Source organism: Natrinema saccharevitans (assembly GCF_001953745.1).
GTDB classification, from domain to species: Archaea; Halobacteriota; Halobacteria; order Halobacteriales; family Natrialbaceae; genus Natrinema; species Natrinema saccharevitans.
Genome location: NZ_LWLN01000002.1, coordinates 305614 through 326786, shown reverse-complemented (window position 1 = coordinate 326786; position 21173 = coordinate 305614). Strand labels below are relative to the sequence as shown.

Sequence of the window (21173 nt, the reverse complement as noted above, 5' to 3'; positions counted from 1 at the left end):
AGCGTCGGCTCGCGATCACGGCTGTACCGACTGTCCACATTACTGATGACTTCCCACCGAGCACACGGAGACGTTCCTTGGTCGTCCACCAGCTTGCAGACGGTTCTGGCGTGTTCGCTTATCGGAGTGATAGGCGTTCCACTGATCAGTCCCATTCTACCGGATCTCCGTGCTGTGTTCGGGATCAGCGACACGCAAATTGGCCTCGTAATTACAGCGTATACACTCCCCGGTGTGATCTTGACGCCGTTTATCGGGCTACTATCTGATCGACTGGGACGCCGAACGGTCGTTCTTCCCCTCTTGCTTCTCTTCGGCCTCGCTGGCGGCGGCATCGCTCTCGGTCCCTCGTTTCGCGGCGTACTAGCCCTTCGTTTGCTACAGGGAATCGGTGGAAGCGGGCTGATGATGCTGGCGATAACGCTTATCGGCGACTTCTACGGCGGCGAACGACGGAACAGGGTCATGGACATAAACAGTAGCTCCATCGGCATCGGTGCCGCCACGTATCCGCTACTCGGTGGCGCGTTAGCCGCCATCCGCTGGAACGTCCCGTTCGCGTTCTTCGGACTCAGTCTATAGTAGCCGCTGAAACGATTTACACACTGATCGCAGCGCAGTCGTGCGATCAAGTGTGCAACGACTTTCAGCGGCTACTATAGTGGTCGGGTGTATCGCGCTGTTCACGCTCGAGGAACCGTCAATAGAAGATCCGCCTACGATTAGAACGTACGTTTCTCGAGTGCTCTCCGCAGCCCTCGTCCCGCGAGCACTCGCCCTCTGAGCCGTCGCCTTTCTCACGTTTTTCCTGTTCTACGGCGGTATTCTAACCGTGCTCTCGTTACTTCTAAGCGATGTTCACGGCCTTTCCGCCGGACAGATCGGGATACTATTCAGTATGGTTTCCATCGCCAACGAGACCGTGGCGTCGCAGTACGGACGTATCTCTCGTTCCCTCGATCCGAAGGAACTGATCCCCCTCAGGTTCGTCGGATTCGGTGTGAGCCTCCTCGACGTCTGGGCCGCGTCCACGCCGGTACTGATCGGCGCGATGTTGCTCTGTTTCAGTCTTGGGTTCGGACTCGTGATGCCGTCTCTCGATACGTCCGTCGTCGGTCTCGTTTCGAGCCAATTCCGCGCGAGCATGCTGGGCGTCCTGACGAGTATGCTCTGGCTCGGACAGACTGTCGGCCCGATAACGTTCACCGGGATTGTGAGCACCGCGTTCGACGAACCGGTGACCGGCTATCGCTTCTTGTTGTTGTGCTGTGGAATGGCGTCGCTCGTCGGCGGTGTACTCGTGTTGCTCGCGTTTGGTCGCCGATAGTAACACGGCGATTCCGGAGACTCCGGTCGGCTATTCGAGCACCGAATACGGGATCACGCGGACCGACTCCCCCGTCGACAGATCGGACTCTGCGAGGACGATGCCGTCAGCTCGCGTCGCACGCGTACTGGAGGAGAGAACGCTAGGATCGAACGTCTCATCGTAGACCTCGAGCGGAGAGTCGACGTGGCCCAGGGGAACGGCGTCCCCTTCGTCCAACGTAACCGGCACAGCGTACTCGAAGCCACTCGTCCCGATACCGACGTCGCACGTGAGGGTCGCCTCGATCGTCGATAGCGGCTCCGTCTCGCCGACGAAGAACGAACGCATGACGAGTGTCGCAACCGTGTGCGCGCCGACTGGCTTTCCCGGAATCGCGAAGGCGACCGCGTCGTGATCGGGGAGTCGTGCGACTGCGATCGGTTTGCCGGGACGAATCCGGACGCGATGGAACGTTACCTCGCCCAACGCCTCCAGGGCACGGATAACGTAGTCCTTCTTGCCGACGCTCGTTCCGCCAGTCGTGATGATCACCTCGTGTTCGTCGGCCAACTGTGCGATTCGGTCCCTCGTCTTCTCGTATTCGTCGGGAACTGTTCCCTCGATGGTGGCGGTGTGCCCCCACGAACGGACGAGCGCGGCCAGCATCGGGGAGTCGAGGTCAGCGGCCTTTTCCTCGTGAATCTCGGATCCAGTAGCCAGTAACCCTGTGGAGAAGGGGTCGTATACGCTGACGCGTTCGATACCGAGGTCTCTGAGCAGAATCAGATCTTTCGCGGAAATCCGCTCTCCGGACCGAAATAGCACGTCACCAGCAGACACGTTGCTCCCCCGTTCGTAAGTATACGTACCCGGTTCGATGCTGCTCCCCCTGAGTTCACCCGCTTCGACGGACGCTTCCTCGATTTTGAGCACGGCGTTTGCGCGCTCTGGGAGCGGTGCCCCTGTGGCGATGCGGACAGCTTCCCCGGCCGCTAGCGACGGGGGCTCGTCCTCCGGAAATACCTCTCCGTCACTGACTGTGAGGGGGTACGACTCGGTCGCGTCGACGGCGAATCCGTCCATGGTCGCGTGGTCGTGAGGCGGAACGTCTCGGGGAGCAGTTATCGACTCTGCGAGAAACCGTTTGGCTACACCGTCTCTAACGCTCGATTCACTCGGCTCGCGGTTCGACAGCGCCCGGTCGCGGACGTCGAGAACCTCTCGCACGGCCTCGGAACGAGATAGCATCGATTCGTGGTCGTGTGCCATAACGATGGGTTGGGTATTTTATCACAAACCCCTTTCGTCCGTTTTTTCAGGTGAACTGGAACGCTCTCCGAACGGGAGCCGTTCCTCATAACGGGAGAACAGACCGACAAATGACTGGTCAGTTGCTGTTATACCCTTCAGGGTTGTTTCTAGTTGACGTACATTATTTGACCATTCGCATGGTTTCGACGTGCCAGACCGCCATCTAAACACAGAGAGAACTTATGTACGAAAATATATATTTAATAAGTTATTTATGCGAAACCCATGTCTATGCGAATCGACAGCACATGTCAGAGAGAGACGGTTCCATCGAACTGGCGTACGGATTGGAAGACAAACCACCGGCGATCAAGGCGCTCTTTCTCGGTGTCCAGCACGTAGCGGCCATGATCGTTCCGGCGACGGCGGTGGCGCTCATCGTCGGAGGGGGGGTCGGAGTCGGTTCGGCCGACACAGCCTTCCTGGTACAGATGGTGCTCGTGTTCTCGGGACTCGCAACGCTCGTGCAGGTGTTCCCGATCGGTCCCGTGGGGGCCCGGTTACCCATCGTTATGGGTACGAGCTTCGCGTTCGTCGGCGCGGCGACAGCTATCGGGAGCCAGTACGGGCTCGACGCCGTCTTCGGCGCGATCGTCATCGCGGCGCTGGTAGAGGTGCTGATCGGATGGCAGTTCAAGCGGGTCAAAAAATTCTTCCCGCCACTGGTGACTGGCCTCATCGTTATGATCATCGGCCTCTACCTGATTCCGGTGGGAATGGATTACCTGGCAGGTGGCGCTGGTGCCTCCGACTACGGCGCGTACCATAACCTGGGTCTGGGGCTCCTCGTCCTCGCCGTCACCGTCGGCCTGAATCTTTTCACGGATGGTCCCTTGCGGATACTGAGTATCCTGTTCGGCCTCCTGGTCGGGTACATCGCTGCAATCACCATGGGGGTCGTCGACTTCTCGCCGGTCGCGGACGCGAGCTGGTTCGCCGTTCCCGTCCCTGGTCGGTTCGGGTTCTCCTTCGAGCCGGTCGCCATTCTGACGTTCACCGCCCTACACATCACGGCAGCCATCGAATCCGTCGGGGACATCTCCGGCATCACGGCCGCCGAGGGTCGCACCCCCGACGAAGACGAGGTGACGGGCGGCCTCTTCGTCGACGGGATCGGTAGCTCGATCGGTGCACTATTCGGCGCATTCCCGCTGACCACGTTCTCACAGAACGTCGGCCTCATCAACTTCACGGGCGTCATGAGTCGTTACGTCGTCGGCGTCAGCGGGGCCGTGCTGCTCGTTCTCGGTTTCATTCCGAAGGTCAGTGCCGTCGTGACGACGATTCCGAGTGCGGTGCTCGGCGGTGCGGTGTTGGTCATGTTCGGTATGGTGATGGCGAGCGGCCTTCGTCTCATCTTCCTGAACGAACGCATGAACCGGCGGAACATGGTTATCATCGCAACCTCGATCGGCGCTGGACTGGGCGTCGAGGTCCGGCCGGATGCGCTCAGTGCGCTACCTGACGAGGCGAATATCTTCTTCGGGAACGCGATAATCGTGACCGCCATTTCGGCGATCCTTCTCAATACGCTGGTTCCGCGCGAGGCGGACACCGACATCGACGAGGCGGCGACGGGCGATCTCGACGAGGGTCTGGGGGCCGACGCAGTCGGCTCCTCCGAAGATTAACTCGAGACTCTTCCATTCCGAAACGGGAACCTGACTTCGGAGTAGTACCGGGATGCCGTGTGTTCGCGGTGTTGAATAGCTAGATTCTCACGCTTCACCTCTGATCCCGGAATGGCATGTCACACCATAACAAACTATTTTGTGATTGAACTGGACGTGCCACTATGTGGTGCAATAGCTACGCACGTAGCGACCGGACCCGACATCGGTTCCGCGAGGATGCAGCGGCTGAGAAAACCTACAAGGAGGCGACTCTCTCGTGACCCAGTCCGTCGACACGCTCGTCCGGGGAACGCTGGTCAACGTGAACACCGGCAATTTGGAGGAGCGCCCCGTGGCAATAGACGGCGGGGCCATCGTTGCGCTGGACGAACGTCCCGCCGAGCGCGAACTCCACGCGAACTACATCGCGCCCGGCCTCATCGACGCACACATGCACGTCGAGTCGAGCATGGTGACGCTGCCACAGTACGCGGACGCGGTCGTTCCTAACGGCGTGACGAGCGTCGTACACGACCCCCACGAAATAGCGAACGTGATCGGTGCCACGGGCGTCCGCGCAGTCATCCAAGACGCTGAACAGACGCCGTTGAAGGCCCGCTTCACCGTCCCTTCCAGCGTCCCAGCGTCGGACCTCCAAGACGGCGGGGCAACGCTTCCTCCCGATATGGTGACGGCCCTGCTCGAGGAACCGAACGTCGTCGCGCTCGGCGAAGTAATGGACATCCCCGGGTTGCTCGCGGGGGAGAAGGACGTCCACGCGAAGGTTCGCGCCGCACGGGAGCGCGGACTGACCGTCGACGGTCACATGCCACGGGTCACGGGCGACGACCTCCAGGAGGCCGCACGGTATCTGGACAACGACCATGAGAGTATCACGCTCGCCGAGGCTCGGGAGAAAGCCGATGTCGGTCTCCACGTCTACCTGCGCGAGGGATCCTCCAGCAAGAATCTCGCCGAGCTCCTGCCGCTTACCGAAGAGATCGACACTCGCCGGCTCTCACTCTGTACGGACGATCGTGAAGTCACGGACATCGTCGATCGAGGCGGGATCGACTTCGCGGTCCGGAAAGCGATCCAGGAAGGGGCAGATCCGGTCGAGGCGGTACAGATGGCGACGATCAATACGGCGGAGAATTACGATCTACCGTTCGGGAAGGTAGAACCGGGAGCACCGGCGGACCTCGTGTTGCTCGAGGAACTGGACTCCTGGCGCGTCGACGACGTACTCATCGACGGTGAGCTGAATCCGACGGAGGATGGGCACACTCCTTCACCGACCAACATTCCGACGGACACGGTCGAGTTCCCCTCGGTCTCAGCGCCGGACCTCGCGATCACGGCTCCCGACGGTCACGGTCGCGGCGCGCACGTCCGTGTCATCGACGCCGTCGGCGGCCTCCAGACCGAGCCTATGATAGCCGAGGTTCCCGTGCGTGACGGCACTCTGACGCCGAAGCCGAACGAAGATCTACTCTCGCTCGCAGTCATCGAACGACACGGCGGGAAGGAAGGGATCGGCCGCGGCTTCGTTCACGGACTCGGACTCGACCGCGGTGCTGTCGGGTCGACGATCGCTCACGACGCGCACAACTGCGTCGTTGCCGGCGCTGATTACACAGCCATGGCAGCCGTCGCGAACAAACTCAAGGAGTTAGACGGCGGCGTCGTCGCGTACGATCCCGTCGATGACGAGTTCGCTTCGCTCGCGCTTCCGGTCGCGGGCCTGATGTCGAGCGAGCCGATAGAAACCGTCTACGAACAGTTCGAAACCGTAGAGTCCCACGCTGCGCGGCTCGGGATGGCCGAAACCGGACTGATGGAACTTTCCTTCCTCGCCCTCGAGGTGATTCCGACGTATCGGCTCACAAACAATGGCCTCGTAGACGTTACGGACGGCAAGTACGTGGACGTGACGGTGTCGGAGCACACCGAAGAACAGGGCCCTGATGCCGACCGGCGGTCGATTCCCGACGATAGCGTCAGTGAGCCCTGATGCACCGTCGTTCACCGATCGACCGCAGCGGACAGAATCACATCGTCCACGTAAGACCCGTCCAGTAGGTAGTGGTCGTCCCACGTCGCTTCGACGGTCCAGCCCCGATTGACGAGAAAGTCAATTCCCCGCTGGTTCGCGGCGGGAAGATGCTGATACAGTTTCTCGTAGCCACAGCAGTCGGCACACTGCCGAGCGTACGCCAACAGTCTGGTCCCGATTCCCGCCTCGCGTCGCGGTTCCACGACGCCACCGGTTACCGTCGCCGTGTGGGCGGTTTGCGCTCTGGCCGTCGCGTCAACGCGCACCCACCCACAGACCGTGTCGTCGATGGTCGCCACGCAGACTGCGTACTCGCCGGCTGAATCGTGCCAGTAGAGCGGTCTATTGTCCGTCTCCGTTGCCACGGTCGACGCCGTTTCGACGGACGGCTGTTCGTCGGCCATCGATCGCATGACGCTGACCAGTTCCGAACGATTGTCCTCGGTCGCTGGTCGAAATACGACGGGTGAATCGAAACTCGAGAGACCGACCGTTTCCGGCTTCGCCACGCGGGCCAGATCGGCAGTCACACGGACCCGGTCGTCAGTCTCGACCAACAATCCGTTTTGCTCGAGGAGTGCTAGATGGTGATCAATCGCGCGTCTATCGTTGGGGTACAGTGCCTCTTGCAGTCGACGAGTACGAACTGGAGCGTGTTCGACGACGTACTCGTAGATGGTCTGTCGCTCCTCGTTGGTGATTTCGGTTACCGACGCGATGTTCGGCCGTACCACGGCACCAGTCGGACTCGAATTTTCGCACATAGTTTCTCCTCTCACCACGGTTGTAGTCCGGCCGTTTCCCGGAATCCGCGGCTGTTGACGGTACAGTCGAAATCGATGTATATAGTTGCTTGAACTGACACACTGCCAGACGTTCGTGGCAATACCTGGCACATTCAGACAATGGTCGCGCTGCCGGTGATCGGTACTTGGGCCCTGAACGCTCCTCCGCCTGATACTGATTCGCCGTATTCCGTTGGGAGTTAATTCGCTTTCCGCACCGGTGAGGTATCAGTCGGTGAACCGCTCCAAATCCGTCTGGGAATCGATGTCTCTCGACACGCCCGGATCGTCGACGTCGACGACCACGGCGTTTTCGTGATTCTCAATGAGATCTCGGCCGCCTCGGTCGCCGGAAACGGTCAACAGTGTGTCGTAGTGCTGTCGACCGAACAGGACGGGGTTCCCACGACGTCCCTCGTACGTTGGAACGACGATGCTCCCGTCGTCGGTCGCGTACGCTGTGTACAACGTGTCGACAGTCGGTGGACGCACGAACGGCATATCTCCGAGCATGAAGATGACGGCGTCCCAGCCTGCGTCGCGTGCGGCGTCGGCGCCGATTCGGACCGACGCGCTCTGTCCTGCTGCGTAGTTCTCGTTGTACCTGACTGAGAGATCGAGATCGTCGAGAGCCGCCGCCACACGGTCTGCCTCGTGACCGACGACGGCGACGATATCGTCGACTCGCGACTGACAGAGCGTCTCAGCCGCACGTCTCACGATAGGTGTCCCCTCAACGTCCGCAAGAAGTTTGTTCCCTCCCTCGAACCGGGTCCCCTTCCCTGCGGCGAGGATTACACCGCCGATAGTATCGGCTCCATCACCGCCATCCGATCCGTCTCCACTACGTGCCACGTCTGATCGATCTGCCATACGACCAGTTCACGACGGGTCGTACTGGTTCTTTTCCCGTTGCGAATTCGATCGACGAGGGCCCGAGAGCGAGCACGCTCAAGCGGTACGAGTCTTCGATGGTTCGATTATCTATCACGCCGACTCGTTTTTGACGGGAAGACAGACATCTCGTTCGAACGACGTCACGAGGCCACGGGTAAACCGAGCCGATTCCGCGAGCGCGTGCTCGAGTACCGCTCGCGCCGTCTCCTGGAGGGCCGGTGCGTCCGCCTTGTTTACCACGGGTATGACAGCTGCATCGTCCGGCACGTGCTGGAGTCCTCCGCGGGGGCTGGCGAGCACGGTGCCGATCGTTTCGGGCATGATCGTGTCCCCGACGGAGAGGTCGGCGATCGCGGCGACGCGTTCGGGACGGTGAACGACGGTCTCCGAAAGCGGTTCGCCGACGGCACGCACGGAGGCCACGGGGACGACGTGGGTCGCCTCGTCGGGGACGACCGGCTCGTTGGTATCGGGGGCCTTGAACTCCCGCCGTCGAGCGCCGTCGGCTTTGACGAGGAGCCAGTCGACGAACCCACGGTCGAGAACCGACGTTAGCGGCTCCGGATCGAAGCCGCGAACTTTTCGGTCGACCCGTTCGGGGTCGGAGACCCATTGGCTCGCGAACGCGACCGATGGCTCAGTTTCGAGAAGCGCCTCCGGCAGTCGCTCGGCGTTCGTGACCGTTAGCGGTAGATCGGGTGGCGGCATCTGTGTCGTCGTCGTAAACCCGACGTCCAACCCCCGCTCGGGCCCCTCTATCGCGAGTCGGTGCATGGCGGTCTTCTTCCCGCCGGCACCGACGAACGCGACGAGCGCTCGGTCGCCGAGACCGAGCGCGGTCGACAGTTGCATACCGTCACTGTGCGACGGGAGCGAAAATAGGTTTGCCTCATAGAGTGCGAGCGGCGGGGTGAATCGAGCCGATACTGTTTTGCGATCCACTCACATACGTCGGCGTATGACACGAGTGGATGTGCGCGGAGAAATCTGCCCGAGGCCGGCGCTGATCGTCCGCCGGCAACTGGCCGAACTGGAGACGGGTGACGAATTACTCGTGCAAGGTGATTACCCCCCGGCGGAACGGAATCTCTGTCGAATGTGTCGCAAACGCGGATTCACCGTCACGAAGACCAAAGACGGGAGCGGCGAGAGCGCGTTCGAGTTACGTATCGAAGTGACCGAAGACGCAGAGATTCCGGAGGCGTAGTTGATGACCGATCGATCCGCCGACACTGCCGTCAAGCTTACCGAGTACGCCGACCTCCATGGCTGTTCCTGCAAGGTGGGCCAGAGCGACCTCGAGAATCTCCTTCGGGAGGCAGAGCTGACCGAGTCCCGAGACGAACTGCTGTTCGGCGTCGGCGAGGACGCGGCCGCACGGCGCCTGACCGACGATCTGGCGCTCGTTTCGACGGTCGATTTCTTCACGCCGATCATCGACGACCCCTACGACTTCGGCCGCGTCGCAGCGTGTAACGCAGCGAGCGACGCCTTCACGACGGGAGCCGCCGACAATCTCGACTGCCTTGTCGTCCTCGGTCTCCCTCGGGAACTGACGGACACCGCCCCGATGATCCTGACCGGTATCGCCGATGCGATCGACAACATGGGCGGCGTGATCGCTGGCGGCCACACGATACTCAGCCCGTGGCCGTTCGCCGGCGGTGCCGTCTCCGCGACCGCACCGCCCGAGGCGCTGTTGACATCACAGGGAGCGACGGCCGGTGACCGCCTCTACCTCACGAAGCCGCTGGGAACGCAGTCGGCGATGGGCGGACTGCGCGTTTCGGACGACGAGTTCGCCGAGGTCGTCGCGGAAGCCGCGGGCCGGTCCGTGCAGACGATCGGCGACGAAGCGCTCGCCTGGATGGCAACCCCGAACCGCGACGCTGCGATGGCCAGTCGCGACATCGCGACTGCGGCAACCGATATAACTGGGTTCGGTCTCGGCGGACAGGCACAGGTCCTCGCCGAGAACGCTGACGTGAGGATCGAAGTGACACGGATACCGATTATCGACGGTACCGACGGACTCTCGAGGCTGTTCGGATACGGCCTCGAGGACGGCGAGAGCGCAGAGACCAGCGGCGGCTTGCTCCTTTCGGTCCCCGAGTCGCAGACGACCACGCTCGAAACACGGTTCGACGACGCTGATGTCTTCTACCGTCAGATCGGACGCGTCACCGACGGCAGCGGTGTTTCGCTCCGTGATCCGACGATAGAACCGATTCGGCGCGACCAACAGTAGAACCGACCGTTCGTTAGCGGAGTTTCAGCATGGCCTCGAGGACGCCGCCGCCGAGACAGAGCGCCTTATCCGAAATCTTCGTCGGGTCGACGTCGTCGCCGCGCGGGTCGATATCGCCGAGTTTCGTCCCCTCGCCGACCTCGAGTCCACCGTGGACGAGACCGCGAACGAGGCCGTCGATCTCCGCGACCACGTCGGTATTGCCGACGTGGCCCACCGTCTCGTCCGCCGAAACGAGATCGCCGATTTCGACCACGGGCTCCCACAGCCCCTCTCCCGGCGCACGGAGGACCCGTTCGTGCGTGTAGCCGCGCCGTTCCCCCGGTTCGCCGTCGTACGGACTCGCCCGGCCGTCGTAGAACACGCGACCTAACTCGTGGCCTCGGTCCGTCTCGACGACTGCGTCGACGTTCTCGCCGGCTTCGAATCCGGGACCGAGACCGACGACCACGTCTGCGTCGTCACGCCGAGTTCCCGTATCGGTCCGCCCTTTCGCCAGTATCGCATCGACGACCACGGCCGCGTCGAGCGTCGTCGCGATCGAGGCTTCCGGGTCCTCGAGGACCGGGACCGCATCGTCCTCGAGTATCTCGACCACCTCGTCGACGTCGGCCGCTCGGCGTCCGACGACGCCTTCGATCGATACTTCGTCTTCGTACATCGCCGCCGCGAACGCCACCTCCCGTCGAACGACGGTCGGTCGGTCGACCTCGGTCACCACGACCGGATACCCGGCCTGATGCAGTCGGTAGACGACGCCGCTTCCGAGGTCGCCACCGCCCCGGACAACGACGAGGTCGTCGAGATTCAGTCGTGTCGCGCGCTGTCCCCCGGCGCCGTACCGATCCATGTTCACCTCCGAGAGGATCGCCAGCGCAACGTCTTCCGGACCGCTCCCGCCGAGATCGAGTCCGACGGGGGCTCTGACCCGCGCGAGTTCTCGCCGGCTGTACCCCTCCTCGGCGAGCGAATCGACGACGTGTTCTGCCTTCGTGTCGCTGGCGACGAGGCCGACGTAGCCGGCGTTTCCGTCGAGCGCCGCAGCGACAGCGCGCTGATCAAACGTCCCGCTGCGCGTCGCCACCGCAACCGACGTTTCGGCAGTCGTCGGGAGTTCGGACAGCGCTTCTCCGTACTCCCCGTGGATGACGTCTGTACTGTCCGGGAACGCATCCGGGTCGGTGTATTCCTCGCGGTCGTCGACCACCGTGACGTCGTACCCCAACTGCTCCGCCAGCGCTGCGAGCTCGACGCTGATGTGGCCACCACCGGCGATGTAGAGCCGTGCCCGTCCGCGAATCCGCTCGATGAAGACGTCCATCGTCCCACCACAGACCATACCGGTGTTCCCGCCGGGCTCGAGTTCGTACGTTCGAACGCCGGAGTCGGCCTCACCGTCCAGCACTGTTCTCGCGTCCTCGACGGCGAGGTGTTCGACCGTTCCGCCGCCGATCGTACCGTAGTTACCGTCCGCCGTGACGAGCATCCGATCCCCGACGTCCCTGGGTGCGCTCCCGTCCTTGTCGACGATCGTCAGCATCGCAGCCGGCTCGCCGTCGCCGACCAGTTCGGTGATCCGTTCGAACACGCTCATACGAAGTTTTTCACCTCGTTCTCGACTATCAGGTCTATCAAACCGTCGTACGTGATCTCCTCGATTCCCTCGGGGAGGTCGACGCCGCGGACGGCGGCGTCTTTCTCGACGGCGTAGAGGTCCGCGTCGAGTTCGGGAGACAGGAACACACCATCCTGTATGAGGACGACGCATGCGTCCGGGTCGTCCGCTGCAGTTCGAAGTCCGATATCAGCCATGGGTTCGTCTATCAGGTATAGCATGGTTAGAAGTCCAGAACGCAATCGGCGTCTCGAATGCGCGCCGAAACCTCGTCGCCGGCGCGAACGGTCACGTCGTCAGCGATCTCGTCGGCGGAGATACCCCGCTCCGTCATGGCGGCGGCGTCGACGATCATCGCTCCGTTCTGTTCACGCAGATCGGCGACGTGCCCCGGCATGTTCAACGCGTCTCGGTCGACGTCGCTTCGGGCGGCATACGTGCCGTCTTCCGTGAAGACGACTGTGACGTCGTGCTGGTCGAATCCCGCGGCGACGCCCCGCGCCGCCCGCAAACCCTCCGGGACGTGCACGCGCCCGTACGGTGCTCGAGTCAGTAACACGACGACGTCGCGTTTCATAGTGAGATCACTCGGTCCGCGTCACCGATCATGTCCGCCAGGTCCGGAAGGAGTCCAACCTCGACGCCGTCCGGATAGTCGTCCGGCGCATCGATACCGCGGGCGTCGACGCAGAGGCCACAACAGATCACCTGGGCACCGTCAGCGATGAGTTCCTGAAACTTCTCCGTCGGCATCGCGTCGTAGAGCCCGGTGTTCGAACAGTCGGGAAACGTCTGTCCGTCGACGGGCACCAGAGCACCGTCGAGATAGTGAAAGAACGAAACGTCGTGACCTTTCTCGAGCGCTGCCTTCCCGAGTTCGTACGCCGTTCGCCAGCGCTCACTGTCGAACGGCCCACCGGTCAATAGAATCCCAATGGATGCCATGCGCTACCGTAACGGAGTAGCGATAATAATAGTTCGCACGGCTCGAGAGATCCGGTGTAGGAGACGGTGTCGTGGACGACCGCTTCGCGCTGACGACGACTAACCGTCTCGTTCGTCGAGGGCCCGTTTGATATCGTCGGCGGTAATGGGAAGTGAAGTGACGCGAACGCCGACGGCGTCACGGACCGCGTTGCTGAGCGCCGGCGGAACGCCGTTCGTCGGGAGTTCGGCGATCGACTTCGCGCCGAAGGGCCCGGTCGGTTCGTGCGTTTCGACGATAAGCGTCTCCATCGGCGGGTGATCGGTCGTCCGTGGCATCCCGTACTGCCGGAAGCCGAGTACCTCCGGATTCCCTTCGTCGTCGAACTCGAGTCCACCGCTGGTGGCGTACTCGAGGCTCATGTGCTCTCCTCCCTCGATCTGCCCCTCGACGAGCGCGGGATTGATCGCGACGCCACAGTCGGCGGCGAAGGCCATGCGGTTTATCTCGTACTCGCCGGTTTCCTCATTTACGGTCACGTCGACGAACTGGGCACCGTACGGCGGCGGACTTTCGTCCGTCGAGTGATTGCCCTTGCCGAGGATGTGCTCGCGGTCGTCGTGGCCGTAGGTCGCCTCGTATCCGATCTCCTCCAGCGACACACCGTCACCGCTCGTCTCGCTGTACACCTGTCCGTTGCCCGTTGTCAGGTTCTCGACGGGTTCGTCGAGCATCTTCGACCCCCAGTCGAGGAGCCGTTCCCGCGCATCCTCGGCGGCTTCCTTGACGGCCTGGCCGCTGATATAGGTCGTCGAGGAGGCGTACGCGCCGTAGTCGAACGGCGTCAGGTCGGTGTCCGAGGAAATAACGACGATATCTGTGGGTTCACAGCCCAGCACCTCCGCAGCGACCTGACTGAACATCGTATCGGAGCCGGTGCCGGTGTCGACACCGCCGACCTGCAGATGGAACGAACCGTCCTCGTTCATCTTGATCTGGGCCGCGCCGAGTTCCCGCCCGGCGACGCCGCTGCCCTGGGCGATCATCGCCATTCCGACGCCACGGTGGCGATGGGGCTCCGCGGGCTGCTCTACGTCGTCGTAGCCGATGGCTTCCTTCCCGCGTTCGATGCACTCGCGGAGCCCGCACGACCGTATCTCCCGGTCGAACCGATCGCCGTCTTTCAGAATGGTGACGTTCCGATCGATATCGCCCTCACGAACGGCGTTGCGTTTGCGGAACTCGATCGGATCGAAGTCCAGACGGCGCGCGATCTCGTCCATGTGCGACTCGACCGCGAAGTGGCCCTGCGGGGCGCCGTATCCCCGCATCGCCGCACCCATCGGCAGATTCGTGTGGACGACGTCGCTCTCGAATCGGACGTTCGGAACCCGCGGATACAGCGGAAGCGGTTTCGTTCCGACGTTGTTCGCGACGGTCATCCCGTGGGTGCCGTACGCCCCCGAGTTCGACAGCGTGTACAGCTCCATGGCCTCGAGCGTGCCGTCCTCGTCCACCGCCGTCCGCATTCGCATCTGCATCGGATGCCGAAAACGGAGCGCGTAGAACTCCTCGCGGCGGGTCATCTCCAGTTTGACCGGCCTGTCGGCCGCCAGATGGAGCGCGAACGCGATCGGTTCGATCGCCATCTCCTGTTTCGCACCGAACCCGGCTCCGATACGGGGCTTCGTGACGCGGACGTCACGGATGGGAACGTCGAACAGATGTGCGATCTGTCGTCGGGTGTGGAACGGAACCTGCGTCGCGGTGATGAACGAGTACCGGTCGTCTTCGTCCGTGTGGGCGATCGTCGTGTGGGGTTCGGGGACGCAGTGTGACTGGTACGGCGTTTCCCACTCCGTCTCGATCACACGGTCGTCGGCCGCTCGATCGAACGCCCGCTCGACGTCGCCTCGCTCCCCCTCGAAGTGCGACTCGAGGTTCCGCTCGTAGTCGGCACCGTGCTGTTTGTTCTCGACCTCGTCGGGATCGAACAACTGCGGCGCGTCCGGATCCGTCGCCGCCTCGGGATCGAAGACGGGTTCCAGTTCCTCGTATTCGACGTCGATCACCCGCGCGGCGCGGTCGGCCGTCTCCGTGTCCGTCGCGGCGATCGCCGCGATAGGATCGCCGACGTATCGAACGTGTTCCCGGAGTACGCGCAGATCCCAGGGGCTCGGTTCGGGGTAGGACTGGCCCGAGCTCGAGTACGCTTTGTCGGGTACGACGTCGTCCCACGGCGTGATCACAGCGTACACGCCCTCCATCGCTTCGGCCTCGCTCGTATCGATGTCACGGACGTATCCGTGCGCGATTTCGCTCCGGACCACTTTCCCTTCGGCGAGTTCGGGGAAGCGATCGCGGTAGTCGGCCGTGTAACGGGCCTCCCCGGTGACTATCTTCCGAGCGTCGTCTTTCTCGACGTCCTCGGTCAGATGCTCGCGCTCGTCCCGGGATTTCCGGTCGTTCGCGGCCACCTCGCTCTCCCCCGGAAACGCGTCCGCTTCCGTAGCCTCCTCCTCCGCCCGATCGCCGTCGGGTCTCTCGTTTCGTCCCGGTGTCTCTTCCAGATTGCTCATTGCGGTCGCCCCTCCTCGCGGGGACAGGGCGAGGAAAACTCCTCGCAGCGGCTTCCCCCGCCGTCTGCCGCCACGGGCTGCTCACCGACCATCCGATCTGCGGCGTCGAGAACCGCTTCGACGATCTTCTTGTAACCGGTACACCGGCAGAGGTTGTCCGAAAGCGCTTCCCGTACCTCCGTCTCGGTCGGATCCGGGTTCGATTCCAGCAGCGCCTTCGAACGCATGATCATGCCCGGGATACAGAACCCACATTGGAGCGCCGAGTTGTCCACGAACGCCTGCTGGAGCGGGTGGAGATCGCTCTGTGTTCCCAGCCCTTCGATCGTTTCCACCGTCGATCCGTCGACTTTCGCGACCGGCGTAACACAGGACATCGCCGGATCACCGTCGATTTGGACCGTACACATCCCGCACGCGCCCGTATCACAGCCGCGTTTCGGGCCGGTGTAGCCGTTTCGCCGCAGCACGTCGAGCAGGACGTCCGATTTCTCCGCCTCGAGCGTCCGATGTTGGCCGTTTAGCTCTAGTTCGAGTTGCATGAGTCTCATCGTGGGAGAGAGACCCTCCCTTCCTCCGAGTATCGGTCTCGAGAACCTAAATAGCTACTCCGGAGTGCGACGATAGCGGCCGGGGGAAAAGGAGCGAATCGCCGGCGAACGGACGATTTCGGAGAAAATAGCAGTTCGCGTGTGAATTGGTCGTCCGAACGGGCACACGCATCGACTGTGCTGAACTGCCAGACACAAACACAGCGCGGGCGCACCATCGCGTGGAACGTGAGCTGATCCTCCCACAGCGGGCAAACGCCGCCACATTTTCCATGCGAACGGGACACACCACTACGGTAATCCTGAGCCGAAAACCCGAGACGGCATACCGAGCGACGATCGAACCGACCTGACGGAACTCGAGCGAGGCTCTGAAGTCACGCGAACCACCCGCAGGACGATCACGGGGACAGTTCGCCGGAGGAAATCGAAGCGAAGACGAACGGTTTACTTCTGGTCGAGCGCCGCCTTGATCTTCTCGGCAGTGACCGGCATCTCGTTGATGCGCACGCCGACGGCCTCTCGAATCGCGTTACTGAGCGCCGGCGGCACAGTATTGGTCGGTACCTCCGCGACGGATTTTGCGCCGAACGGACCCGTCGGCTCGTGGGTCTCGACGAGAAGGCTCTCGATCGGCGGCGTCTCCGTCGCCGACGGAAGTCCGTACTCGTCGAAATCCGAGACCTCCGCGCGGCCCTGCTCGTCGACGGTGATACCTTCGCTTACGGCCATCTCGAAGCTCATGTGATTGGCACCCTCGACCTGTCCCTCCGCCATTCCGGGATTGATTGCGACGCCACAGTCGACGGCGACGACGAGCTGGTTGACCTCGAACTCGCCCGTCTGTTCGTCGACGGTGACATCAACGAACTGGGCGGCAAACGGCGGCGGGCTCTCTTCCGTGGAGTGCGTTCCCTTGCCGAGGATGTGCTCCCGGTCGTCGTGGCCGTACACCGATTCGTAGCCGACGTCCTCGAGCGTGACCGCCTCACCGCTCTCCTCGCTGTATACCTCGCCGTCGCGGGTCTCCAGGTTTTCCGCGGGTTCGTCGAGCATCCGCGACGCCCATTCGAGGATGCGCTCTTTGGCGTCCTCCGCGGCCTTCTTCACCGCCATCCCGCTGATGTAGGTCGTCGAGGAGGCGTACGCGCCGTAGTCGAACGGGGTGTTGTCGGTGTCCGAGGATTTGACGATTATGTCGTCTTCGTCACAACCGAGTACCTCGGCGGCGATCTGGATGAACGCCGTGTCCGCGCCCGTGCCGATGTCGACGCCGCCGACTTGCAGGTGAAACGAGCCGTCCTCGTTCATCATGATCTGTGCGGCGCCGAGTTCGTCGCCCGCGACGCCGGTTCCCTGTGCCGACAGGGCCATGCCAATACCGCGGTGGCGGTGTGGCTCCGGGGGCTGCTCGAGGTCGTCCCAGCCGATGGCTTCCTTGCCACGCTCGATACACTCGTCGAGCCCACAGGAACGGATGCGCCGCTCAGCACCCTCGCCGCCCATCATCCCGGCGATCTCGTCCAGATCGCCGACCTCCATGTAGTGTTGCCGGCGGAATTCGATCGGATCGAAGTCGAGATCCCGCGCGACCTCGTCCAGGTGGCCCTCGAGAGCGAGCGTCCCCTGGGGAGCACCGTACCCTCGCATCGCACCTGTCTGTGGCGTGTTCGTGTGGATGATGTCGGCTTCGAAGCGAGCGTTCGGGACCTTCGAGTACAGCGGCATCGGCTTGCTGCCGACGTTCCCGGCGACAGTCATCCCGTGGCTTCCGTACGCGCCGGTGTTCGAGAGCGCGTAGAGATCGATCGCTTCGATCGTCCCGTCGTCGGTGACTGCCGTCCGCGCACGAACCTTCATCGGGTGGCGCGAGCGCATCGCGTAGAACTCTTCGTCGCGAGAGGCCTCGTACATGACGGGACGGTCCGCCGCGAGCGACAGGGCGAGCGGAATCGGTTCGACGACCATCGCCTGTTTGCCGCCGAAACCGCCGCCGACGCGAGGTTTCTTTACTCTGATGTCCCGGATCGGGATATCGAACAGGTGCGCCAGCTGGCGGCGAGTGTGGTTCGGGACCTGGGTACTCGTGATGAGTACTTTCCGGTCGTCCTCGTCGGTGTAGGCGAGCGACGTGTGCTTCTCGATCTGTGCGTGGGACTGCCGGATGGTTTCCCACTCGGTCTCGTGGACGTGTACGTCCTCGCGCTCGAGCGCGGCCTCGACGTCCCCGATCTCGCCCTCGATGTTGGACATCCGGTTGCGGCTGTAGTCGTGACCGACGATCTTGTTCTCGACCTCGTCGTCGGCGAATAGTTGCGGCGCGTCCCCGTCGAACGCCTCCTCGGGATCGACGACGTGGTCGTACTCCTCGTACTCGACCTCGATGGCGTCGGCCGCGGCCGCAGCGGTGGACGCGTCCTCGGCCGCGACCGCCGCGATCGGATCGCCGATGTAACGGACGTGTTTGTTGAGCACGTTCATGTCCCACGGGCTCGGTTCTGGGTACGACTGACCGGCGCTCGTGTACTTCGCGTCCGGTACGGCGTCGGACCACGGTGTGAGAACGGCGTAGACACCGTCCAGTGCCTCGGCCTCGGTCGTGTCGACGGCCGTCACGCGGCCGTGTGGAACCTCGCTACGGACGACCGCGGCGTGAGCGAGATCCGGGAACCGTTCCTCGTAGTCTGCAGTGTACTTGGCTTGGCCCGTGACGAGTTTTCGGTCGTCGAACTTTTCCGCCGGCTGAGAAACGCTCTTTCGCTCGTCTGGTGCCTTATTATTGTTCTCCGGTTCGTCCCACTCGAGGGGATGTTCTTCGAACTCCGGTGGCTCTTCCGAAGTCGGCTTCGACGCGGTTCCACCGTCGGGCTGTGGGTCGTTCGTGTCGTCACTCATCGGAATCACCGTCGCGAGCAGCGTCGCCGGGTCGGCATGAGTCGATCCGCGAGCCGCCGTCGGCCGCGACCGATCGATCGCCGTGCATTCGATCGGCGGCGTCAAGGATCGCGTCGACGGATTTCTGATAGCCGGTACACCGGCAGAGGTTATCGTCGATTGCCTGGCGGACCTCGGCTTCGGTCGGATCAGGATTGTTCGCGAGTAGCGATTTGGCCTCGATTATCATGCCGGGAATACAGAAGCCACATTGGACGGCGAAGTGATCGACAAACGCCTCCTGAATCGGATGGAGATCATCTTGCGTCCCCAGTGCCTCGATCGTCTCGATCTCCGAATCGTCGACGTTCTGGGCATCCACGCCGCAGGCCATCTTCACTTCGCCGTCGACGAACACTTTCGATGCGCCGCAGACACCGCTATCACAGCCACACTTCACGCCCGTGTAGCCGTTCCGTCGCAGTACAGTCGCCAGGTCGTCGTCCGATTCGACCGCCACAGTCGTCGATTCGTCGTTGATCGTTAGTTCGATTTCCACGGAAATCCCTCCATTGGTGTAGGTGTGGCTCTCGCACACGCACGTCGTGGTGTAGGATGCGAGACAACAACACATATATCTATGGGTGACTGCCTCAATGCCGGCCCGAGACGGCCCAGACTCCGCAGACCGACCGGCCAGGTTCGTTAGGCAACTGTGGCGTCCCGCGTCGTCCGCGATCGGGTTCGTCACCCGTCAGTTCGTCCGTTGGCACAGCCGTGTGGTAGTGGCGGCTGTGTCGCAGGTTTGTCCGATCGCTGTGTGACGAATACAGTTTTGAAGCACACCCTGTATTGTCACCGTATGGAGATCGCACTCCTCGGAGGAACTGGTGACATCGGACAGGGACTCGCGCTGCGCTGGGCGCTGGACACCGACCACTCGGTCGTCATCGGATCGCGAGACGCCGACAAGGCCGAGCGGAAGGCGAACGAGTACCACTCGTCGCTGAAAGAGATCGGCGTCACTCTCGATATCGCCGGCTATAGTAACGAGACGGCCGCCGATTCCGCCGAAGTCGTCGTCGTCAGCGTCCCGCCCGAATACGCGCCGCAGACGGTCGAAACGGTCGCTCCCGTCCTTGGGGAGGACGATATCCTTGTCAGTCCGGCGGTTCAGATGTCGCGTGACGCGAGCGGCTTTCACTACGATCCGCCCGAAGCGGGATCCGTCGCCGAAGTAGTCGATCGCGCGGCCCCCGACGACGTACCGGTCGTGAGCGCGTTCCAGAACCTCGCTGCGGGCGCGCTCAGCGACCTCGAGACCGATCTCGAGGCCGACGTCGTCGTTACTGGTGACGATAGCGAGGCGAAGGAGACGGTCATGGCACTGGCAGAGGACATCGACGGTCTCAGGCCACTCGACGGCGGTCCGCTCGCGAACACCGGCGTCGTCGAGAGCGTGACGCCGCTTCTGATCAACCTCGCGATGAACAACGACGGAATGCACGACCTCGGCGTCCGGTTCGAGTGACGAGCGGAGACGTTCTCCATCGCGGTTGACATCGATCACTCGGTCGCAAATCGGCTGTGCTTCATCGACGAACCAACGTCGAACTGTGAATCTCGCCGTTGGACTTGCTGCCTGATGCACCACAACGACGGGACGAGTCGCGTGAACTCAATCTCGAGGCCCCATTCGTCCGTCGGGACAACGAGTTACCGGTGGAGCAAAGTCCGTCATCGAGGGCCGGTTCGAGTCGGGGTAACATTGATACATTCTCGCGTACGAGTGGCAACGGAGACGCAATCACCGCCGATCCCATCGGGATGGTTTCTGCTTTCCCGTTCCGACCGCGACTCCGGGATCGTCGCTCGTCAGAGACGCCATCCATGACCGATAGTACTCAACGCCACGCCGGAACCGATCTACACGGAGGTCGTACACTCCTCTCGAAACGATCGCTGTCGCCCGTGTTAGCGGCGACAGTAGTCCTCGTAGTGGCCGGGTGGATCGTCGACGTCGATCCGTTCCTCCTGCTATCGTCGGATGCTCGCGGCCAGATGTGGCTGCTCGTCACCGAAGGATATCCGCCGGACATCGGCCACGATTTCCTGCTCGGTCGAACCATCCGAGGACTGCTGTGGGCAGTCATCGAAACGCTCGCGATCAGCATCGTCGGCACCACCCTCGCCGTCGCCTTCGCGATCCCGCTCGCGCTCGCGAGTGCATCGATACCCATCAGGGGCCGTTGTATACCAGTGCGTCCACCTCGCGAGTCGCGCTCGGATACGCGCTCCATCGCGGTGCCAGACTTCTGTTGAGCTTTCTCCGATCGGTCCCCGGCCTCGTCTGAGGGTTCCTCTTCGTCACCGCCGTGGGACTGGGACCGTTCGCCGGCGCACTCGCACT

At 62.6% G+C, this 21173-nt stretch carries 20 protein-coding genes; 8 read left to right on the top strand and 12 right to left on the bottom strand.

Annotated features, from left to right (window positions below):
* The first annotated feature begins 45 nt into the window (after window positions 1-45).
* Window positions 46-582 (top strand): MFS transporter, encoded by a 537-nt coding sequence (locus A6E15_RS19050; RefSeq protein WP_076148697.1) that lies wholly within the window; start codon window positions 46-48, stop codon window positions 580-582.
* 250 nt (window positions 583-832) lie between these two features.
* On the top strand, window positions 833-1327 hold the full coding sequence (locus tag A6E15_RS19045; protein WP_076148696.1) for an MFS transporter: 495 nt from the start codon (window positions 833-835) through the stop codon (window positions 1325-1327).
* A 30-nt stretch (window positions 1328-1357) separates the two neighbouring features.
* On the opposite strand, the gene A6E15_RS19040 is transcribed toward A6E15_RS19045, so the two are convergent.
* On the bottom strand, window positions 1358-2578 hold the full coding sequence (locus A6E15_RS19040) for a molybdopterin molybdotransferase MoeA (RefSeq protein ID WP_076148695.1): 1221 nt from the start codon (window positions 2576-2578) through the stop codon (window positions 1358-1360).
* Window positions 2579-2868: 290 nt separating this feature from the next.
* Between A6E15_RS19040 and A6E15_RS19035 the strand changes: the two genes are divergently transcribed.
* Window positions 2869-4251, top strand: coding sequence for a uracil-xanthine permease family protein (locus A6E15_RS19035; protein ID WP_076148694.1), 1383 nt, complete (start codon window positions 2869-2871; stop codon window positions 4249-4251).
* A 259-nt stretch (window positions 4252-4510) separates the two neighbouring features.
* Complete coding sequence (locus A6E15_RS19030) at window positions 4511-6247, top strand: adenine deaminase (protein WP_084177427.1); 1737 nt, start codon at window positions 4511-4513, stop codon at window positions 6245-6247.
* An 11-nt stretch (window positions 6248-6258) separates the two neighbouring features.
* Here A6E15_RS19030 and A6E15_RS19025 read toward each other — a convergent pair whose 3' ends face one another.
* The 3 genes from A6E15_RS19025 to yqeC form a co-directional block, all read right to left on the bottom strand.
* Window positions 6259-6819, bottom strand: coding sequence for a GNAT family N-acetyltransferase (locus tag A6E15_RS19025; protein WP_245800640.1), 561 nt, complete (start codon window positions 6817-6819; stop codon window positions 6259-6261).
* A 483-nt stretch (window positions 6820-7302) separates the two neighbouring features.
* Window positions 7303-7947: a nucleotidyltransferase family protein gene (locus tag A6E15_RS19020; protein WP_084177426.1), complete on the bottom strand. Its 645-nt coding sequence runs from the start codon at window positions 7945-7947 to the stop codon at window positions 7303-7305.
* A 114-nt stretch (window positions 7948-8061) separates the two neighbouring features.
* Complete coding sequence (yqeC, locus tag A6E15_RS19015) at window positions 8062-8823, bottom strand: selenium cofactor biosynthesis protein YqeC (protein WP_076148692.1); 762 nt, start codon at window positions 8821-8823, stop codon at window positions 8062-8064.
* A 106-nt stretch (window positions 8824-8929) separates the two neighbouring features.
* Here yqeC and A6E15_RS19010 point away from each other — a divergent pair, with 106 nt between their 5' ends.
* The gene (locus A6E15_RS19010; RefSeq protein ID WP_076148691.1) at window positions 8930-9178 is read left to right on the top strand and encodes a sulfurtransferase TusA family protein; all 249 of its coding nucleotides are present in this window, start codon (window positions 8930-8932) and stop codon (window positions 9176-9178) included.
* Window positions 9179-9181: 3 nt separating this feature from the next.
* On the top strand, window positions 9182-10219 hold the full coding sequence (selD, locus tag A6E15_RS19005; RefSeq protein WP_076148690.1) for a selenide, water dikinase SelD: 1038 nt from the start codon (window positions 9182-9184) through the stop codon (window positions 10217-10219).
* Between the two features lie 13 nt (window positions 10220-10232).
* Here the strand turns inward: selD and yqeB are convergent, their stop codons facing one another.
* From yqeB to A6E15_RS18965, 8 genes are all read right to left on the bottom strand, one after another.
* Window positions 10233-11813: a selenium-dependent molybdenum cofactor biosynthesis protein YqeB gene (gene yqeB / locus A6E15_RS19000; protein ID WP_076148689.1), complete on the bottom strand. Its 1581-nt coding sequence runs from the start codon at window positions 11811-11813 to the stop codon at window positions 10233-10235.
* The gene (locus A6E15_RS18995) at window positions 11810-12031 is read right to left on the bottom strand and encodes a DsrH/TusB family sulfur relay protein (protein ID WP_245800638.1); all 222 of its coding nucleotides are present in this window, start codon (window positions 12029-12031) and stop codon (window positions 11810-11812) included. Before A6E15_RS18995 ends, yqeB begins: the two co-directional genes overlap by 4 nt.
* Before the next feature lie 26 nt (window positions 12032-12057).
* A complete protein-coding gene (locus tag A6E15_RS18990) occupies window positions 12058-12411 on the bottom strand; it encodes a DsrE family protein (RefSeq protein ID WP_076148687.1) in 354 nt (117 codons plus the stop codon).
* Window positions 12408-12779, bottom strand: coding sequence for a DsrE/DsrF/TusD sulfur relay family protein (locus tag A6E15_RS18985; RefSeq protein WP_076148686.1), 372 nt, complete (start codon window positions 12777-12779; stop codon window positions 12408-12410). Before A6E15_RS18985 ends, A6E15_RS18990 begins: the two co-directional genes overlap by 4 nt.
* 99 nt (window positions 12780-12878) lie before the next feature.
* On the bottom strand, window positions 12879-15338 hold the full coding sequence (locus tag A6E15_RS18980) for a xanthine dehydrogenase family protein molybdopterin-binding subunit (protein ID WP_076148685.1): 2460 nt from the start codon (window positions 15336-15338) through the stop codon (window positions 12879-12881).
* A complete protein-coding gene (locus A6E15_RS18975; protein ID WP_076148779.1) occupies window positions 15335-15880 on the bottom strand; it encodes a (2Fe-2S)-binding protein in 546 nt (181 codons plus the stop codon). The genes A6E15_RS18980 and A6E15_RS18975 overlap by 4 nt, the downstream gene beginning before the upstream one ends.
* A 456-nt stretch (window positions 15881-16336) precedes the next feature.
* Complete coding sequence (locus A6E15_RS18970; RefSeq protein WP_076148778.1) at window positions 16337-18784, bottom strand: xanthine dehydrogenase family protein molybdopterin-binding subunit; 2448 nt, start codon at window positions 18782-18784, stop codon at window positions 16337-16339.
* Window positions 18777-19322, bottom strand: coding sequence for a (2Fe-2S)-binding protein (locus A6E15_RS18965; RefSeq protein ID WP_084177425.1), 546 nt, complete (start codon window positions 19320-19322; stop codon window positions 18777-18779). The genes A6E15_RS18970 and A6E15_RS18965 overlap by 8 nt, the downstream gene beginning before the upstream one ends.
* Before the next feature lie 303 nt (window positions 19323-19625).
* Between A6E15_RS18965 and npdG the strand changes: the two genes are divergently transcribed.
* Window positions 19626-20294: an NADPH-dependent F420 reductase gene (npdG, locus tag A6E15_RS18960; protein WP_076148684.1), complete on the top strand. Its 669-nt coding sequence runs from the start codon at window positions 19626-19628 to the stop codon at window positions 20292-20294.
* A gap of 467 nt (window positions 20295-20761) precedes the next feature.
* Window positions 20762-21085, top strand: a complete 324-nt coding sequence (locus A6E15_RS21225; protein WP_217693459.1) for an ABC transporter permease family protein — start codon at window positions 20762-20764, stop codon at window positions 21083-21085.
* Window positions 21086-21173 lie beyond the last annotated feature (88 nt).

What these genes read in the sequence shown, in the direction of transcription:
- A6E15_RS18995 (WP_245800638.1), bottom strand. Translation starts at nt 12,031, where the DNA reads ATGGCTGATATCGGACTTCGAACTGCAGCGGACGACCCGGACGCATGC.
- A6E15_RS19040 (WP_076148695.1), bottom strand. Translation starts at nt 2,578, where the DNA reads ATGGCACACGACCACGAATCGATGCTATCTCGTTCCGAGGCCGTGCGA.
- yqeC (WP_076148692.1), bottom strand. Translation starts at nt 8,823, where the DNA reads ATGCAACTGTCGACCGCGCTCGGTCTCGGCGACCGAGCGCTCGTCGCG.
- A6E15_RS19050 (WP_076148697.1), top strand. Translation starts at nt 46, where the DNA reads ATGACTTCCCACCGAGCACACGGAGACGTTCCTTGGTCGTCCACCAGC.
- npdG (WP_076148684.1), top strand. Translation starts at nt 19,626, where the DNA reads ATGGAGATCGCACTCCTCGGAGGAACTGGTGACATCGGACAGGGACTC.
- A6E15_RS18990 (WP_076148687.1), bottom strand. Translation starts at nt 12,411, where the DNA reads ATGAAACGCGACGTCGTCGTGTTACTGACTCGAGCACCGTACGGGCGC.
- A6E15_RS18985 (WP_076148686.1), bottom strand. Translation starts at nt 12,779, where the DNA reads ATGGCATCCATTGGGATTCTATTGACCGGTGGGCCGTTCGACAGTGAG.
- A6E15_RS18970 (WP_076148778.1), bottom strand. Translation starts at nt 18,784, where the DNA reads ATGAGTGACGACACGAACGACCCACAGCCCGACGGTGGAACCGCGTCG.
- A6E15_RS18975 (WP_076148779.1), bottom strand. Translation starts at nt 15,880, where the DNA reads ATGCAACTCGAACTAGAGCTAAACGGCCAACATCGGACGCTCGAGGCG.
- A6E15_RS19035 (WP_076148694.1), top strand. Translation starts at nt 2,869, where the DNA reads ATGTCAGAGAGAGACGGTTCCATCGAACTGGCGTACGGATTGGAAGAC.
- A6E15_RS19020 (WP_084177426.1), bottom strand. Translation starts at nt 7,947, where the DNA reads ATGGCAGATCGATCAGACGTGGCACGTAGTGGAGACGGATCGGATGGC.
- yqeB (WP_076148689.1), bottom strand. Translation starts at nt 11,813, where the DNA reads ATGAGCGTGTTCGAACGGATCACCGAACTGGTCGGCGACGGCGAGCCG.
- A6E15_RS18980 (WP_076148685.1), bottom strand. Translation starts at nt 15,338, where the DNA reads ATGAGCAATCTGGAAGAGACACCGGGACGAAACGAGAGACCCGACGGC.
- selD (WP_076148690.1), top strand. Translation starts at nt 9,182, where the DNA reads ATGACCGATCGATCCGCCGACACTGCCGTCAAGCTTACCGAGTACGCC.
- A6E15_RS19010 (WP_076148691.1), top strand. Translation starts at nt 8,930, where the DNA reads ATGACACGAGTGGATGTGCGCGGAGAAATCTGCCCGAGGCCGGCGCTG.